This is a genomic window from Paraburkholderia sp. NMBU_R16 (assembly GCF_013282575.1).
Classification (GTDB): domain Bacteria; phylum Pseudomonadota; class Gammaproteobacteria; order Burkholderiales; family Burkholderiaceae; genus Trinickia.
Map to the genome: position 1 here is coordinate 33,998 of NZ_JAAAYE010000009.1, position 14,827 is coordinate 48,824.

A 14,827-nucleotide genomic window follows, 5' to 3' on the forward strand; every position below is an offset into this window, starting at 1 on the left:
TGACGCCTCCGCAGCGGCGGGTTCGCACGATCAGAAGTTGATCGTGTTCGAGGCGGTTTGCTTGGGCTTGACCGTCGAGTGGATGTCGCTCGCGAAAGCGACGTTGTTGCCCGTGTTGTTCACGATATCGTTCGTTTGACCGATGACCTGCTGCGCACTGAAATTGGTCGTATCGGTGACATGCACGGGCGAATACGCCAGCGGCCAGTAGTAGCCCAGCGTGCCGCCGCGTACTGCGGACATTGCACGGCCGTCGAGTTCTTTGGTGACGCTCAGGTCTTCGATCATCAGCGCTTTCATGACAGTTCTCCAAAAGATTAAGCAAAGGGACTTCGAGGATAGTGAGCTGCAAGTGTTGCGGGCTCGGACCTCATACTGCACAGGCTATGCCAGGTGCGCGATCCGGGCCTTCCGATTGGGCGAAGAAGGCCATGGGGCAAGCCTTTGCGGCATTTCGACGGGGCATTGCGCACGGCGAGCGATAGCGCATCGCGCGCCCGCGGTGATGGTCGTGTGCCGACACACTGCGCCCACCTGTTGTCTGCCCGGCAACAGCTATGTGTCGCTTCGCACGCTGAGTTCGGGCACCGATTGCGCAAGGTCTCGGCGCAGACTAGTATCGATCGACGAGCGCGCGTTTGAACTGGCGTGAAAGGACGGTGAAGCGTCGCGCACGTTGGAAAAACGCGTTGTTTAGAAGCCTGAGAGGCGCATGCATGACGAGCCTTGCGGAGCTGATCCAGACCTTCCGAAGGGGTGCGCTGTCGCACGACGCGTTCATCATGCAGATCGATCGCACGCTGGCGCTCGACCACGCCAACTGTGCGCGGCTGCGTGAAACGCTCGACGAAACGCAGACAAAAGATCCGCTGCCCGACGACATCTATGCCGAGCTCATTCGCCACATCGAACGGTTTGCGGGCGCGCAAGCCGGCTTTGGCGATGAAACGCGCGTGCAAGTCGCGTCTCCGCCGCCGGTGCGGCGGGCGGCGGCGCCGGGCCCCGCGGCCGAGCCCGCCGAAGGCACGTTCGAGCGTGCGAAGGGCATCGGCGATACGCTCAATGGTCGTTTCGTACTCGAGGAATGCCTCGGCGTGGGCGGCATGGGCACCGTCTACAAGGCGCTCGATCTGCGCAAGCTCGAAGCAGCGGACCGCAAGCCGTATATCGCGATCAAGGTGTTGAACGTTCAATTCCGCGGCCAGCCCACTTCGCTCATCGCCTTGCAGCGCGAAGCGCGCAAAGCGCAGACGCTCGCACATCGCAACATCGTCACCGTCTACGACTTCGACCGCGACGGTCCGATCGTCTATATCACGATGGAGTACCTCTCGGGCAATCCGCTCAGCAAGCTGTTGCGCGAGCCCGGCTTTGCGGGCATGCCCTACGAGAAGGCGTTGCCGGTCATCGCGGGTATGGGGCGCGCGCTGGCTTATGCGCACGAGCGCGGCTTCGTGCATTGCGACTTCAAGCCGGCCAACGTGTTTCTCACCGATGCCGGCGAAGTGAAGGTGATCGACTTCGGCATCGCACGTGCGCTCACGCGTCCGGAGGAAGAGAGCGATGTGACGGTGTTCGATCCGGCGACGCTCGGCGGCATCACGCCCGCCTACGCGAGCCCCGAAATGTTCGAACATCGCGAGCCGGATCCGCGAGACGATGTCTATGCCCTCGGTTGTGTGACCTATGAACTGCTGACGGGACGTCATCCGTTCAACCGCGTATCGGCCATCCAGGCGCGCGGCGAGAAGCGGCAGCCGGAGCGCCCGAAGGACCTCGATCGACGGCAGTGGCGAACCCTCAGCGAGTCGCTATCGTTCGATCGTGCGACGCGCACGTCGAGCGTCGAACGGTTTCTCGAGGGCATGGGCGCCCAATTGCACACGCGGCCGTCGCCGCCGCCATCGCGACCTTCGCAGCCGATCAAGGCCCCGCAACCGGCGGGCGCTGCGCAGCCTTCGCACATGGCGACGCCTCGCCTAAGCCTTACGGTGTGGAAGGGGGCGGGCGTTTCGTTAGCTGCGCTGATCGCTGTCGCGACACTTTGGTATGGCTACCACGAGTGGTCCGGCCCGCGCTCGAGCGCCGACTCAAAGGTGAATGCCGGCTCCGGCTCGGGCACCGGCAGTGGCCAACCTCAGCCGCCTGCCGCGGCGCAAACGCACGCATCGCCACCGCCACCCGTGCCGCTGTCGCTTGCAGCGGTGAGCCTGGTGCTCGCCGCGCAGCCGTGCTCGTCGTTGAGCGCATCGATCGACGGCAAGGCGTTGCAGGTTCGAGGCTATGTCGAAGGGCACACAGGCGTCACGCATTTGCGCGATGCGCTTGCGCGATTCGCCGGAGCAACGGCGCCAAGCATCGACGTGCAGCCGGTTAGCGAGAACAACTGCGACGTGGTGACAGCTTTGGCGCCGTACTGGACGTCGACGCATCAAGCGGGCAGTGTCGCTGCGGGCACATCGATCCGCACGAAGGCTCCGAACGGACAACTGACTGAAGGCAGTCCGCTCGTGCTGGACGTGACGACACCCGGCTATGACACGTATGTCAACGTGGATTACTACGTCCTCGACGGAAGCGTGGTGCATCTCGTGCCGAGCCGACGTGCAAAAGACAACCAGGCGCCGCCGAACTACAAGGCGACGATCGGGAGCATGGGTGACTGGGTCATCGGCAAGCCGTTCGGCACTGAGATGATCGTTGTCGTCGTAACGCCCGCGCCGCTTTTCGACACGATGCGACCGGATTCGGAACCGCGTGCGGACTATCTTGCCGCGATGAAAGAGCGCTTGAGGCAAATGGGCGAGAAGTACGGGGCCGCCCGTATCGGCGTCGACTATGCGCAGATCACGACGCGCGCGGGGCATTGAGCAGGCTCGAAATTGCGAAGCAACGACTTGCGCCGGACAAATCCCTACGTATTCCTACGTAGCGGTCCTAAGTAGTTATGCGCTTGCGGACGACGTACCGACCGCGAATACTACGCCCGTCAATCGCACCCGATTTGCATAAGGACAGGCCAGTTCCTCCAAGCAAGCTTCGCGTTTGGCTCGATTCTTCCCACGATAGTTCAAAAAAAGACAACGAATGTCGGCCCGCAGCCGCGGAACGCCGCTCCATTCTTCGTCAGCCCTAAGGAGATGGTATGGAGACCTCCAGCCCACCACGCCGCGCGTGGTTGCCGTTGATTTTGCTGTTGCCTTATTTCGCACTGCTATGGCTGCCGTTCTATAACGGCGCGCGTCCTTCGCTGCTCGGCTTTCCATTCTTCTACTGGTACCAGTTCCTTTGGGTGCCCATCACTTCATTGCTGATGTACGCCGTCTATCGGAGCGCCAAATGACCGAGCCGACTGCGATCAACACCACCGCCCTCGCGATCTTCATCGCGTTCTTCGCACTCATCACGGTGCTCGGCTTCGTCGCCGCGCGCTGGAAACGCGGCGATCTCACGCAATTGCATGAATGGGGACTCGGAGGACGCCAATTCGGCACAGTCATCTCTTGGTTCCTCGTAGGCGGCGATTTCTACACCGCGTATACGGTCATTGCCGTGCCCGCGCTCGTTTATTCGGTGGGTGCCTATGGCTTCTTCGCCTTGCCCTACACGATCATCGTCTATCCGTTCGTGTTCGCCGTCATGCCCAAGCTCTGGCAGGCGTGCCATAAAGGCAATCACATCACCGCGGCCGACTACGTCCAAGGCGTGTTCGGCGGCAAGTGGTTCCCGGCAGCTATCGCGGTGACCGGCATCGTCGCCACGATGCCCTACATTGCGCTGCAGCTCGTCGGCATGCAAGTCGTCATCAAGAGCCTCGGCGTCACGGGCGAGTTGCCGCTCATCGTCGCGTTCGTGATTCTCGCGCTCTATACGTATGCGAGCGGACTGCGCGCGCCCGCGATGATCGCGTTCGTGAAGGACATCATGATCTACATCGTCGTGATCGTCGCGATTTGCTGGATTCCGGCCAAGCTCGGCGGCTACGGCGCGCTGTTTGACACCGCGGACAAGTACTTCACGGCCAAAGGCGGCGCAACGGGCATTTTGCTGAAGCCGTCGCAGTTCACGGCTTATGCGACGCTCGCGCTGGGCTCCGCGCTGGCGGCGTTCATGTATCCGCACACGATGACGGGCGTGCTCTCGTCGAGTTCCGCCGCCACCGTCAAGAAGAACGCGATTTTCCTGCCGGCCTATACGGTGCTGCTCGGCTTGATCGCGCTGCTCGGGTACATGGCGATCGCCGCGGGCGTGCACGTGAAGTCGCCGTCCGATGTGGTGCCGACGCTGTTCCTCACGTTGTTCCCTTCGTGGTTCGTGGGCTTTGCCGCTGCGGCCATCGCGATCAGTGCGCTGGTGCCGGCCGCGATCATGTCGATCGGTGCGGCCAACTTGTTCACGCGGAATCTTTATAAACCTTTGATTGCGCCGAACGCCACGCCTGAAAAGGAAGCATCGAACGCTAAGCTCGTCTCGCTCGTCGTGAAGTTCGGCGCGCTGCTGTTCATCATCGCGCTGCCGACGCAATATGCGATCGACATGCAGTTGCTCGGCGGCGTATGGATTCTGCAAATCTTCCCGGCCGTGGTGTTTTCGCTCTATACGCGTCGTCTGACGACGCAGGGCTTGTTCCTGGGTTGGCTCGCGGGTATCTCGCTCGGCACGATTCTCGCCGCGATGCAAGGTCTGAAGCCGGTCTACGCGCTGCATATCGCAGGCGCGACCTATCCGACTTATATTGGTTTGATCGCGCTGGTGGTCAACGTTGTCGTTACGGTCGCCGTGTCGGCGGTGACGGCAAAGAGCCGCGCGGCGCAACCGAATATTGCCGCGCAGTAAGCGGCTCCGCCTCTCGCAGCATGCAACGGCCATCGATCGACGATGGCCGTTTTTTTGCTAGTTGCGACTTGCAGGTCAACGGACTCGCGGCGGGGCTGGACAAATTACGTAAGATACGTAAAATGCGTAGTATTCTGACCGGGGGTCGTCATGACTACTGTAACCGCCACCGATCTCGCCCGGCGCACCAACCAGGTGCTCGACGCGTTAGCGCGGGGGGAGTCGGTCACAATCACGCGCAATAACACGGTGCTTGGCACGATCAACCCGCCAATGCGGGCTGTCACACTTCGCGAAGCGTTCGAGCGCATCCCTAAGATGTCGCCCGACGTCGCCGATCGGTACATGGCCGACATCCGTCACGCTGATTTCGACGACGAGGTGCGTGATCCGTGGCAGAAGTAATCGTTGATACGTGTGTGTGGATCGATCTCAGTAAAGGCGCTCTCGATATTGAAGCGATCTACAACGTCGCTGGATCTCAATTGGTCCATGTCTCCGCGGTCTCGCTTGGTGAATTGGAGTTCGGCGCACAACTTCCAAGTGACGCCCGAGAACGAGCGCAGCGCACAGCGTTTCTGCGTGCCGTGGAACGCATGTCGGTGCTGGCAGTGACGCGTGAGACCGCTCGTTCATTCGGGCTGCTCGCGACTGTAATGAAGTCGGCGGGTCGCAGCCCACGCCCGCGTTATAACGATCTCTGGATCGCTGCTCAGGCTCATGAACATCATCTGCCGCTTCTCACCAGCAACCCTGATGATTTTCGCGCGCTGGACATGATCGAAATCATCGATGCTCCCAAGACGGCTCATTGAACCGGCTCCGGCATCGGCGAAAAAGTGTAAAGCTATGCCGTTTTGGCGAGCTTGATCGCGCGTTCAGGGCATGCCGTCACGCAAAGACCGCACGACCGGCAGGCGTGTGCGTTCGGCGTGTAGGCGACTTTCATTCCATGCACGCGCAGCTTCAGGCGATGCATCAAATCGAGGCCGAGATAATCGAGTTCATCGATACGCCGGACCTCGAACACCTTTTCCGGGCAGACCTTCAGGCAATCGCCTTTACCTTCGCAACGTTTCAAGTCGACGACTGGCGCGATCACGCCCGGCTCCTGTTTGCAGTCGCGCATCGAGTTCTGGCGCATGTTCAATCCTTCGTGGGCCGGGTATCGCGCGAGCGCCACACTGTCTGAAAATGCTCCTGTTCCTCGGGCGTCATCGCTTCCCATTTGCGCCAATGACGCCGTGCGCGCCAGCCGCCGTATCCACGGAATCCGCCAAAGAAGATGCGGCTCAAAACCAGCAAGCCCAACGCATGGGCGAAGTCGATCGCACGGGCGCCAACGAATAGGCTGGGAATCACCCAATTCCATAGCGCCATGACGACCCACCCCAACACGCCTATGGCGACGACCCCAAGCAGCGCTTTACCGGCAAGCCCGAACGAATTCATGGAAGACATCCTGCAGGATGTCCTCGGCATCGTCCGGGTCGCGGATTCGACGCCGGATGAAATTGACGAGCCTCGTGCGCTCACGCACGACCGTTGCGGTGATGTCGCTGTCTCGGTCGGTCATCGGACACGGGGTAGGTGCCGGTTCCATGCGCCTGAAGACGTTTCAGGAGCGCGAATATTGTGGCGAGCGCCAAAAAATATTTTCTTGCGCGACAGCCGGCGGCGATCCGGCATTTCCCGGGCGCAGCCCCGTGGACGAATGGACGCCGATCGCCTTGGACTACACCTCGGGCACGACCGGACGGCCAATGTTCTTTCTGCGATCGCGAAACACGGCGGCGGTCACTTTTGTGCGTCACCCATCGTTCTGGCAGGCATCGCGAGCATGCCGATGACGTCGAGCGTTACTGCGGACATTCGGCCGTCGCCGTCGATCAGGCAGCCAGGCTACTTTTCTGCCGTTCGCACCACCGCGGTCGCCTTTACTGGCTTCCCCCGTGCGGTAGACCTGCATGTCCGCCGGCTCCGGCCGGAGCGTCGATCGCATGAGCAGGGGGGGCGGAGCGGGAGCAGGGGTGGCAGGAGCGGGAGCAGAAGCAGCGGCGGCAGGAGCAGAAGCGGCAGCGACGGGGGCTTCGCTAGAGGCAGCGCTGACAGCGCTCGAAGTTGCGGCTGCGTCCGACGCAGCGGGTGCAGCAGATTCATCGCTGCCCTTGCTGCATGCGGCCAGGGACATAGCCGCCAACAGGGATGCCATGAGGAGGGATTTCTTCAAGATCGCGTCCTTTTACGGTTACAGAAGAGCTCGAGATCATGCCGCTATACCGCCAACCGGCATCGACCTCCAGATTCACCCAAAGCGGCCGTTCGGCGCTAGAGGTCTAAGGTCGATTGGATTCCGGCTTCATCCGTTTCATTGAATATCTTTTGATACTTGTCATGTGTTCGCGTTCCCCACGCGGGCGGGGAGGGAGCAGAAAGACTGTTTGCTTTAGGCAAGCCCGATCTGAAACGATACGCGAGCGTGACGCCCGGGCCGATTTCGGGAGAGGGTGAGCGTCGATAGCTGCGTATTTCGGAAGAACGTGACCGGTCGTTCCGGGATCGTGACCGATGATTTCGGCAACGTGACCCGTCATTTCGGGAACGCGACCGAGCGGACAGGAAGGCAGGATTGGCGTTGCGCATGACATCAACCACGCGGGCTATGCTCGCCGGCTTTGGCCGGAGAGAACATGCCCGCGCACCGGATGAACATGCGCATGATCGTTCGAAAGGCTCTCGATGGAATGGGACCTTCGGTGTCATAATGCGCACGCGCATCGCGCGATCGATTCCGCGTCCATGTCATGCATTTCGCATGCCGTGAACGTACTGGAGGCACTCCAGATGGCGCTTGTCCCTGTCGTCCATCTCGTCCTGCTGGTCTCGGCCACCTGGCTCGTCACCGGTACGCTTGGGCTCGGGGTTCTGCATCGCACTCGGCTCGTCGCACACGGGCTGTTTCCGCTCGGCGCACTGGGAGGCCTGCTGTTGGGTGCAGCAGGCCTCGTCGGCATCTTTGCCGAGCCGTCCGTGGCGGTGCTGCCAATCGGGCTGCCCGGCTTGCCCTTCCATTTACGCGTAGACAGGTTGTCCAGCTATTTCCTGTTTGTGCTCGGCGTCGTCAGCGCGGGGATCGGCGCCTTTTCGGCCGGCTATTTTCGCAAGGGCGAGGGCGCCGCGCCGGGGCTCATCTGCTTCGAATACCACCTCTGCCTGGCGAGCATCGCCCTTGTACTCATTGCGGACGATGCGTACGCGTTCATGGTCGCCTGGGAAACACTGACGCTGTCCGCGACGTTTCTCGTGATGACCAACCACCGGATCGCCGAGATACGACGCGCGGGCTATCTGTATTTCCTGATCTCTCACGTCGGCGCGCTTGCGCTGCTGCTGTGCTTCGGCATCCTACAGGCGCGCACCGGCGACTACACGTTCGCCAACATGCGCGCGCAATCGCTCGATGCGTTCTGGGCGTCGCTTGCGTTCCTGTTCGCGCTCGTCGGTTTTGGTGCGAAGGCCGGCGTGTTCCCGCTGCATGTGTGGCTGCCGGAGGCGCATCCGGCAGCGCCGTCGCCCGTGTCGGCGCTGTTGAGTGGCGTCGTGCTCAAAGTCGGCCTGTATGGCCTGCTGCGTACCGTGTTCGACCTGCTGCACGTGCAGATCGCGTGGTGGGGCGTGCTGTTGCTCGTGCTGGGTGTCGCTACCGCGCTGCTCGGCGTTGTGTTCAGCACCATCCAGGTCGACATGAAGCGCTTGCTCGCGTATTCCTCGATCGACAACGTCGGCCTGATGATCGTCTCGCTCGGTGTCGCGGTGCTGTTTCGCGCGTACGGGATGACGGGCCTATCGGCGCTCGCGCTCACCGCGATGTTTTACCAGATCCTCGCACACGCGACTTTCAAAAGTTTGTTGTTCCTCGGCACGGGCGCCGTGCTGCATGCCACTGGGGAGCGCAACCTCGGCAAGCTCGGCGGGCTGATTCGCTTCATGCCTTGGACCGCGTGGGCAGTCCTCGTGGGCGTCGCGGCAAGTGCGGGCCTGCCGCCGCTGAGCGGGTTCGCCGCCGAGTGGTTGTTGCTTCAGAGCGTCCTGTTCACGCCGCGCTTGCCGGACTCGGTGCTCGCGATGACGGTGCCGCTCGCGGCCGCGCTGATCGCGATGTCGGCCGCGCTAGCCGGCTATACGATGGTCAAGTTCTTCGGCATCGTGTTCCTCGGGCAGCCGAGAGAGACGAAGCTGAACAGCGCGCGCGACGCAAACGCGTGGGAGCGGCTCGCGTTCGGATGGTTCGCGGCTGCCAGCGTGCTGCTCGGCCTGTTGCCCGCACAATTCGTCAAGCTGCTGGATCGGGTTACGCGCGGGCTAGTCGGCGCCGGCATCGGCGGGGAGAATCACGGCTGGCTGCTGTTCGTGCCGGTGTCGGCCGCGCGTGCGAGCTATATGCCCGCGGTGTTCATGCTGTTTTTCATTGCATGCTGCGCTCTCGCGTGGCTGCTGGTGCGGCGCTTCTATCACGGCCGGCTGCGACGCGCACAGCCGTGGAGCTGCGGTTTCCCGTTTACGACGGCGCGGATGCAGGATACGGCGGAAGGATTCGGGCAGCCGATTCGCGAGATCTTCGCGCCGCTATTGAGCATCGAGCGGCAATTGCCGTCGCCGTTCGACACACGGCCGGCGTATTGGGTATCGGTTACCGACCGCACCTGGCCCGCGCTCTACGAACGCATCGCGGCGTTGACGCAGCGTGCCGCCGACTGGGCGGGCCGGCTGCAGACAGGCAAGATCGCGGTCTACCTGACCTATAGCTTCGCAGTGTTGATCTTGCTCCTGATGCTGGTGAGAAGATGGTGACCTTGTCGGGCGCGATATCGCAGGCCCTTGAGATCGTGGTCGCGCTAGCAGCGGCGCCCTTGCTTACGGGCTGGGTGAACCAGTGGCGAGCGTGGCTTCAGAACCGGCGCGCGCCGTCTATCTGGCAGCCTTACCGGATGCTGCACAAGCTGTTCAACAAGGAATCGGTCGTTGCGCACGGCGCAAGCCCGATTTTCCGCGGCGCACCCTATGTCGTCTGGGCCGCGATGACCCTGGCGTGCGCGATCGTGCCGACGCTGTCGATCGATCTTCCGCTGTCGCCCGCCGCGGACGCGATCGCGCTCGTCGGCCTGTTCGCACTCGCGCGCGTCGCGCTGTCGCTCGCGGCGATGGACGTCGGGACGGCGTTCGGCACGCTCGGCGCCCGTCGCGAAATGCTGATCGGTTTCCTTGCGGAGCCGGCGCTGCTGATGGTGCTGTTGTCCGCTTCGCTGATCACTCAGTCAACGCTGCTGACGAGGATCGTCGCGACGATCGGCCGGGGCGAACTCGTGATCTATCCGAGCCTCGCCTTCGCCGGCATCGCATTTACGCTCGTGTCGCTTGCCGAAAACGCGCGGTTGCCAGTCGACAATCCGGCGACCCACCTCGAGCTGACGATGATCCACGAGGCGCTCATCCTCGAATATTCGGGCCGGCACCTCGCGCTGATGGAGTGGGCGGCCAGCCTCAAGTTGTTTGCGTATTCCTGCATCGGCCTGGCGCTGTTCCTGCCGTGGGGCATCGCGAGCGCGGGCAATCCGGCCGCGCTACTGCTGGCCGTGCCCGCGCTCTTCGTCAAGCTGATGGTGGGCGGCATCGCGCTCGCCGTCGTCGAGACCACCAACGCAAAGATGCGGATCTTTCGGGTTCCGGAGTTTCTCGCGACTGCTTTCCTGCTCGCGGTCATCGGCATGCTCGTCCATCTGTTGCTGGGGGCATGATGCACGGCTATGCGACGCAGTTGATCAATTTCCTCGCGGCGTTGCTGCTGCTGCTGTCGTTCGCGATGCTGAGCCAGCGCCGCATCCTGTCTCTGATCCATCTCTATACGTTGCAGGGCGTCGCGCTCGTGTCGGCAAATCTGGTCCTCGGCTTCGTGACGGATGACGCGCACCTATATGTGTCCGCCGGGCTGACGCTCGTGCTGAAGGTTGGCCTGATTCCGTGGATCCTGTATCGGCTCGTTCGCAGGCTCGACGTCCAGACTGACGTCGAGCCGCTCATCAATATTCCGACGACGCTGCTGATCGGCATAGTGCTCGTGATCGTCGCATTCAATGTCGCGTCCCCGATCAGCCAGCTCGCGACGTCAGTTGCGCGCGGCACGCTTGGCATCGCGCTCGCGTGCGTGCTGCTGTCGTTCATGGCGATGATTACGCGCGCGAAGGCGATTCCGCAGGTGATCGGCTTCCTGTCGATGGAAAACGGACTATTTTTCGCGGCCACCGCCGCCACCAACGGCATGCCGATGATCGTCGAACTCGGTATCGGGCTCGACGTGCTGATCGGCATCCTGATCCTCGGTGTGTTCATGTTCCAGATTCGCGAGCAGTTCGACAGCCTGGACATCCGTCACCTCGAGAAACTCAAAGATGAATGACGCCCACGTCGTGCTCGCTGTGGTCGGCATCCCGCTCGTCGCGGCCGCTTGCCTCGCGTGCGTGCGGCCGAGCCACGTCGCGCGCAACCTGAACGCCGGCTTTAGCTTTCTGACATTCGTGGCGACGCTCGTGCTCGCCGCGCGCACTGTCGAACACGGCCCGTCGTTTGCATTCGGCCGGGCATTTTTCGTTGACCCGCTCAACGTCTATCTGGTCGCGCTGACCGCGTTCGTCGGCTGGACGACATCGCTGTTCTCGCGGCCGTACATGCAGATCGAGCAAGCACGCGGCCGGATGACGGGCGCGCGGATGCGGCTTTATCACAGCATGTATCAGCTCTTCATGTTCGCGATGCTGCTTGCGCTCCTGACTGACAACCTCGGCGTGCTGTGGGTCGCGATGGAGGCCGCGACGCTCGCGACGGTGCTGCTCGTCAGTGTCTATCGGACCGCTGCGAGCCTCGAGGCCGCGTGGAAGTACTTCATCTTGTGCGGCGTCGGCATCGCCCAGGCGCTATTCGGCACGATCCTGCTCTATCTCGCCGCGAGCCGGCAACTGACCGGGGGCGATGCGCTGCTATGGACGAGCCTGGCAGCCGTCAAGACGCACCTCGATCCGACGATCGTGTCGATCGCATTCGTGTTCCTGTTCGTCGGCTATGGGACCAAGGTCGGGCTCGTACCGATGCACAACTGGCTGCCCGATGCGCATGCCGAAGGCCCGACACCGATCTCGGCGGTGCTGTCCGGTTTGCTGCTGAACGTCGCGCTGTACGCGGTGCTGCGCTGCAAGGTGCTTGCGGACGGCGCGCTCGGAAACGGCATGCCGGGGCGGCTGTTGGTCGGCTTCGGGCTTGTGTCGGTGCTGATCGCGTCGTTTTCGCTCTTTCGGCAGAAAGACGTCAAGCGCCTGTTCTCTTATTCATCGATCGAGCACATGGGGCTGATGACGTTCGCCTTCGGACTCGGGGGGCCGATCGCGACGTTCGCAGGTCTGCTGCACATGACGGTTCACTCACTCGTCAAGTCGGCGATCTTCTTTGCAGTCGGCCACGCGGTGCAGAAGGCCGGCACGCAGGCGATCGACGGCATTCGGGGGCTGCTGCAGGTCAGCCCGGCGATCGGCTGGGGAATGATGCTCGGCACGCTCGCGATTCTCGGTCTGCCGCCGTTCGGCGTGTTCGCAAGTGAATTCCTGATTCTGACGACCGCCATGAACTCACTGCCATGGACTGCGCCGTTGCTGCTGCTCGGGCTCGCTGTCGCATTCGCGGCGATCTTCGCGCGCACACAGCAGATGGTGTTCGGTGGAACGACGACCGCGAAGCAGCTTGCGCACCGGCCGGCGCTGCTGCCGGTGTTCGTGCATCTCGGTCTCGGCCTGATGCTCGGCCTTTACGTACCACCTTACCTGGCGACGTGGTATCGCCAGGCCGCAACGATGCTGGCAGGGTAGACAATGCGACTCGATTTGATGTTGCGTGAGCATTCGACTCGCCTCGCGGATGGCTTGGGCCGGGTTTCGGCGGTTGTGACCGACGTCGACGAACCGCGATGGCTCGAGATTGCGCATGCTGCGCGGTCCCAACGAAGCCGGCTGATTGCGATGTGGGGTGGCGCAGCGCCCACGCGAGAATGCTCATTGAACGCCGCGTACGAATGCGAGGATGGAATCCTGTGGGCGCGCCTCGTGTCGGGCGACACGTTGCAACCTGAAGGGGACTTTCCCGATTTGGCCTCGATCTTTCCGTCCGCTGTTCGTATGCAGCGGGCGATATTCGATTTGACGGGCTTGCGCGCGCGCGGCGCGCAGGACGTCCGCCCGTGGCTCAATCACGGGAACTGGCCTCGAGACTACTTTCCGCTGCACAAGCAAGCGACTGGCACGGAGAAGTTCGAGTCTCGAGAAGCGGATTATTCATTCGTTCCGGTTGCCGGCGACGGGGTACATGAAATCGCTGTCGGGCCGATTCACGCTGGCATCATCGAGCCGGGTCATTTCCGGTTTTCGGTCGTCGGTGAGAAGGTGCTGCGGCTCGAAGAGCGGCTCGGGTATGCGCATCGTGGGATCGAACGGTTATTCGAACGCACGCCTGCGTCGCACGGCCACCGCGTCGCCAGCAGGATTGCTGGCGACTCGACGGTAGCGTTCTCGTGGGCCTATTGCATGGCGCTCGAGCAGGCGTGCGGCACCGTATTGTCGAAGCGCGCGCTGTACCTACGTGCGCTCATGCTTGAGCGCGAGCGCGTCGCCAATCATCTGGGCGACCTCGGCGCGCTCGGCAACGACGCCGGATTCGCGTTCGGTCTCGCGCAGTTCTCGAGGCTCAAGGAGGACTGGATACGGGCGAACGCTCGCGTGTTCGGGCATCGATACCTGATGGATCGGATCGTGCCGGGAGGTGTGGCGGACGACGTACGCCCCGAGCACCTGGCCATGCAGGCGGAGCAATGCCAAAGCATCGAGCGTGAAGTCCACGTGATGCGGCAAATCTATGACGATCAGTCGGGGCTGCAGGATCGCTTTCTCGGTGCGGGCCGATTGACCGCCGACGTCGTCGAGCATTTCGGCGTGCGCGGCATGGCAGCCCGCGCCAGCGGCCGGACGTTCGACGTGCGTGCGGCCTTGCGGCCGGCGCCGTACGACGAGGTGGCAGTCAAGGCGGCAAGCGACCCGCGCGGCGATGTTGCCGCGCGTGTCGCCGTACGCTTTGCCGAAATCGACGAATCCCTGCGTCTGATACGGACGCTGTTGGCCGATCTTCCAGACGGCCCTATCGTGGTCGACGTTACGCCTCCCGGCGCGCCCTCTAAAGGGATCGGCTGGGTCGAGGGCTGGCGTGGCGACGTGTTCGTCGCACTCGAGGCCGAACCGGGCGATAAGATTGCGAGATGCCATTGCCATGATCCGTCGTGGCAAAACTGGCCGGCACTCGAGCACGCGATCATCGGCAACATCGTTCCTGATTTTCCGTTGATCAACAAATCGTTCAACCTGAACTATGCGGGGCACGATCTCTGATGTGGCAACTCATCCGGCAGTTCGCGCGCACCGATTTTCCGGACGAACCCGTGCCGGCGGCGGAAGACGCTTGGCGTCACGAGGAACAGGGGCTTCGCCAGGGCGTTCTCGACTTGCTCGGACGGGCGCTGTGCATTCGGCAGATCGACGCGGGCTCATGCAATGGTTGCGAGTTGGAGATCCATGCGCTGAGCAACCCGTACTACAACCTTGAAGGCCTTGGGATCAAATTCGTCGCCAGCCCGCGGCACGCGGACCTGCTACTCGTGACCGGACCCGTGACACTGAACATGAGAGAGGCCATGCTTGCGGCGTACGAAGCAACACCCGCTCCGAAGCTGGTGGTCGCGGCGGGCGAATGCGCATGTACGGGAGGCATCTTCGCTGAAAGCTACGCAGTGTGCGGACCCGTTGCGTCGATGCTGCCGGTCGACGTTTCGATCCCGGGGTGCCCGCCGGCGCCCATCGACTTGCTGCGCGGGATCTTTGCGGCCTGTCGAGTGCGCCAGCGCTGA

Annotated in this window: 14 protein-coding genes and 2 pseudogenes; 11 read left to right on the plus strand and 5 right to left on the minus strand. The window is 62.6% G+C overall.

Features of this window, described 5'->3' with window-relative positions; all coding sequences use genetic code 11:
* Window positions 1-30: 30 nt before the first annotated feature.
* Window positions 31-300 carry a hypothetical protein gene (locus GWC77_RS06430; protein ID WP_173256067.1) on the minus strand — a complete coding sequence of 90 codons (270 nt, stop codon included), beginning with the start codon at window positions 298-300 and terminating at the stop codon, window positions 31-33.
* A 416-nt stretch (window positions 301-716) separates the two neighbouring features.
* On the opposite strand from GWC77_RS06430, the gene GWC77_RS06435 reads away from it, so the two are divergent.
* From GWC77_RS06435 to GWC77_RS06455, 5 genes are all read left to right on the plus strand, one after another.
* Entirely contained in the window at window positions 717-2,870 is a 2,154-nt protein-coding gene (locus GWC77_RS06435) for a serine/threonine protein kinase (RefSeq protein WP_173256068.1), read from the plus strand.
* Between the two features lie 275 nt (window positions 2,871-3,145).
* Window positions 3,146-3,343, plus strand: a complete 198-nt coding sequence (locus GWC77_RS06440; protein ID WP_173256069.1) for a DUF3311 domain-containing protein — start codon at window positions 3,146-3,148, stop codon at window positions 3,341-3,343.
* Entirely contained in the window at window positions 3,340-4,836 is a 1,497-nt protein-coding gene (gene mctP / locus GWC77_RS06445) for a monocarboxylate uptake permease MctP (protein ID WP_173256070.1), read from the plus strand. Before GWC77_RS06440 ends, mctP begins: the two co-directional genes overlap by 4 nt.
* A 150-nt stretch (window positions 4,837-4,986) precedes the next feature.
* Entirely contained in the window at window positions 4,987-5,241 is a 255-nt protein-coding gene (locus GWC77_RS06450; RefSeq protein WP_173256071.1) for a type II toxin-antitoxin system Phd/YefM family antitoxin, read from the plus strand.
* Entirely contained in the window at window positions 5,229-5,651 is a 423-nt protein-coding gene (locus GWC77_RS06455) for a type II toxin-antitoxin system VapC family toxin (RefSeq protein WP_173256072.1), read from the plus strand. Before GWC77_RS06450 ends, GWC77_RS06455 begins: the two co-directional genes overlap by 13 nt.
* A gap of 32 nt (window positions 5,652-5,683) precedes the next feature.
* Here GWC77_RS06455 and GWC77_RS06460 read toward each other — a convergent pair whose 3' ends face one another.
* The 4 genes and pseudogenes from GWC77_RS06460 to GWC77_RS29535 all read right to left on the minus strand — a co-directional run.
* Window positions 5,684-5,980 (minus strand): 4Fe-4S dicluster domain-containing protein, encoded by a 297-nt coding sequence (locus tag GWC77_RS06460; protein ID WP_173256073.1) that lies wholly within the window; start codon window positions 5,978-5,980, stop codon window positions 5,684-5,686.
* A 2-nt stretch (window positions 5,981-5,982) separates the two neighbouring features.
* Complete coding sequence (locus tag GWC77_RS06465) at window positions 5,983-6,288, minus strand: hypothetical protein (protein WP_173256074.1); 306 nt, start codon at window positions 6,286-6,288, stop codon at window positions 5,983-5,985.
* Window positions 6,266-6,439: pseudogene (locus tag GWC77_RS06470) on the minus strand (RNA polymerase subunit sigma-24); the annotation flags it as partial. The pseudogene GWC77_RS06470 and the gene GWC77_RS06465, both read right to left, overlap by 23 nt.
* Window positions 6,440-6,853: 414 nt before the next feature.
* Window positions 6,854-7,066, minus strand: a pseudogene (locus GWC77_RS29535) (hypothetical protein); the annotation flags it as partial.
* Between the two features lie 614 nt (window positions 7,067-7,680).
* Here GWC77_RS29535 and hyfB point away from each other — a divergent pair.
* Genes hyfB through GWC77_RS06500 form a run of 6 tightly spaced genes read left to right on the plus strand, consistent with a single transcriptional unit; the run spans window position 7,681 to window position 14,827 of the window.
* Complete coding sequence (gene hyfB, locus GWC77_RS06475) at window positions 7,681-9,687, plus strand: hydrogenase 4 subunit B (RefSeq protein WP_173256162.1); 2,007 nt, start codon at window positions 7,681-7,683, stop codon at window positions 9,685-9,687.
* Window positions 9,681-10,631 (plus strand): respiratory chain complex I subunit 1 family protein, encoded by a 951-nt coding sequence (locus GWC77_RS06480; RefSeq protein ID WP_173256075.1) that lies wholly within the window; start codon window positions 9,681-9,683, stop codon window positions 10,629-10,631. Before hyfB ends, GWC77_RS06480 begins: the two co-directional genes overlap by 7 nt.
* Window positions 10,631-11,290 (plus strand): formate hydrogenlyase, encoded by a 660-nt coding sequence (locus GWC77_RS06485; protein WP_173256163.1) that lies wholly within the window; start codon window positions 10,631-10,633, stop codon window positions 11,288-11,290. Before GWC77_RS06480 ends, GWC77_RS06485 begins: the two co-directional genes overlap by 1 nt.
* On the plus strand, window positions 11,283-12,746 hold the full coding sequence (locus tag GWC77_RS06490; RefSeq protein ID WP_173256076.1) for a hydrogenase 4 subunit F: 1,464 nt from the start codon (window positions 11,283-11,285) through the stop codon (window positions 12,744-12,746). The genes GWC77_RS06485 and GWC77_RS06490 overlap by 8 nt, the downstream gene beginning before the upstream one ends.
* A gap of 3 nt (window positions 12,747-12,749) precedes the next feature.
* Window positions 12,750-14,312, plus strand: a complete 1,563-nt coding sequence (locus tag GWC77_RS06495) for an NADH-quinone oxidoreductase subunit C (protein ID WP_173256077.1) — start codon at window positions 12,750-12,752, stop codon at window positions 14,310-14,312.
* Window positions 14,312-14,827 (plus strand): NADH-quinone oxidoreductase subunit B family protein, encoded by a 516-nt coding sequence (locus GWC77_RS06500; RefSeq protein ID WP_173256078.1) that lies wholly within the window; start codon window positions 14,312-14,314, stop codon window positions 14,825-14,827. Before GWC77_RS06495 ends, GWC77_RS06500 begins: the two co-directional genes overlap by 1 nt.

What these genes read in the sequence shown, in the direction of transcription:
- GWC77_RS06485 (WP_173256163.1), top strand. Translation starts at nt 10,631, where the DNA reads ATGCACGGCTATGCGACGCAGTTGATCAATTTCCTCGCGGCGTTGCTG.
- GWC77_RS06460 (WP_173256073.1), bottom strand. Translation starts at nt 5,980, where the DNA reads ATGCGCCAGAACTCGATGCGCGACTGCAAACAGGAGCCGGGCGTGATC.
- GWC77_RS06450 (WP_173256071.1), top strand. Translation starts at nt 4,987, where the DNA reads ATGACTACTGTAACCGCCACCGATCTCGCCCGGCGCACCAACCAGGTG.
- GWC77_RS06440 (WP_173256069.1), top strand. Translation starts at nt 3,146, where the DNA reads ATGGAGACCTCCAGCCCACCACGCCGCGCGTGGTTGCCGTTGATTTTG.
- hyfB (WP_173256162.1), top strand. Translation starts at nt 7,681, where the DNA reads ATGGCGCTTGTCCCTGTCGTCCATCTCGTCCTGCTGGTCTCGGCCACC.
- GWC77_RS06430 (WP_173256067.1), bottom strand. Translation starts at nt 300, where the DNA reads ATGAAAGCGCTGATGATCGAAGACCTGAGCGTCACCAAAGAACTCGAC.
- GWC77_RS06495 (WP_173256077.1), top strand. Translation starts at nt 12,750, where the DNA reads ATGCGACTCGATTTGATGTTGCGTGAGCATTCGACTCGCCTCGCGGAT.
- mctP (WP_173256070.1), top strand. Translation starts at nt 3,340, where the DNA reads ATGACCGAGCCGACTGCGATCAACACCACCGCCCTCGCGATCTTCATC.
- GWC77_RS06480 (WP_173256075.1), top strand. Translation starts at nt 9,681, where the DNA reads ATGGTGACCTTGTCGGGCGCGATATCGCAGGCCCTTGAGATCGTGGTC.
- GWC77_RS06500 (WP_173256078.1), top strand. Translation starts at nt 14,312, where the DNA reads ATGTGGCAACTCATCCGGCAGTTCGCGCGCACCGATTTTCCGGACGAA.
- GWC77_RS06435 (WP_173256068.1), top strand. Translation starts at nt 717, where the DNA reads ATGACGAGCCTTGCGGAGCTGATCCAGACCTTCCGAAGGGGTGCGCTG.
- GWC77_RS06490 (WP_173256076.1), top strand. Translation starts at nt 11,283, where the DNA reads ATGAATGACGCCCACGTCGTGCTCGCTGTGGTCGGCATCCCGCTCGTC.
- GWC77_RS06465 (WP_173256074.1), bottom strand. Translation starts at nt 6,288, where the DNA reads ATGAATTCGTTCGGGCTTGCCGGTAAAGCGCTGCTTGGGGTCGTCGCC.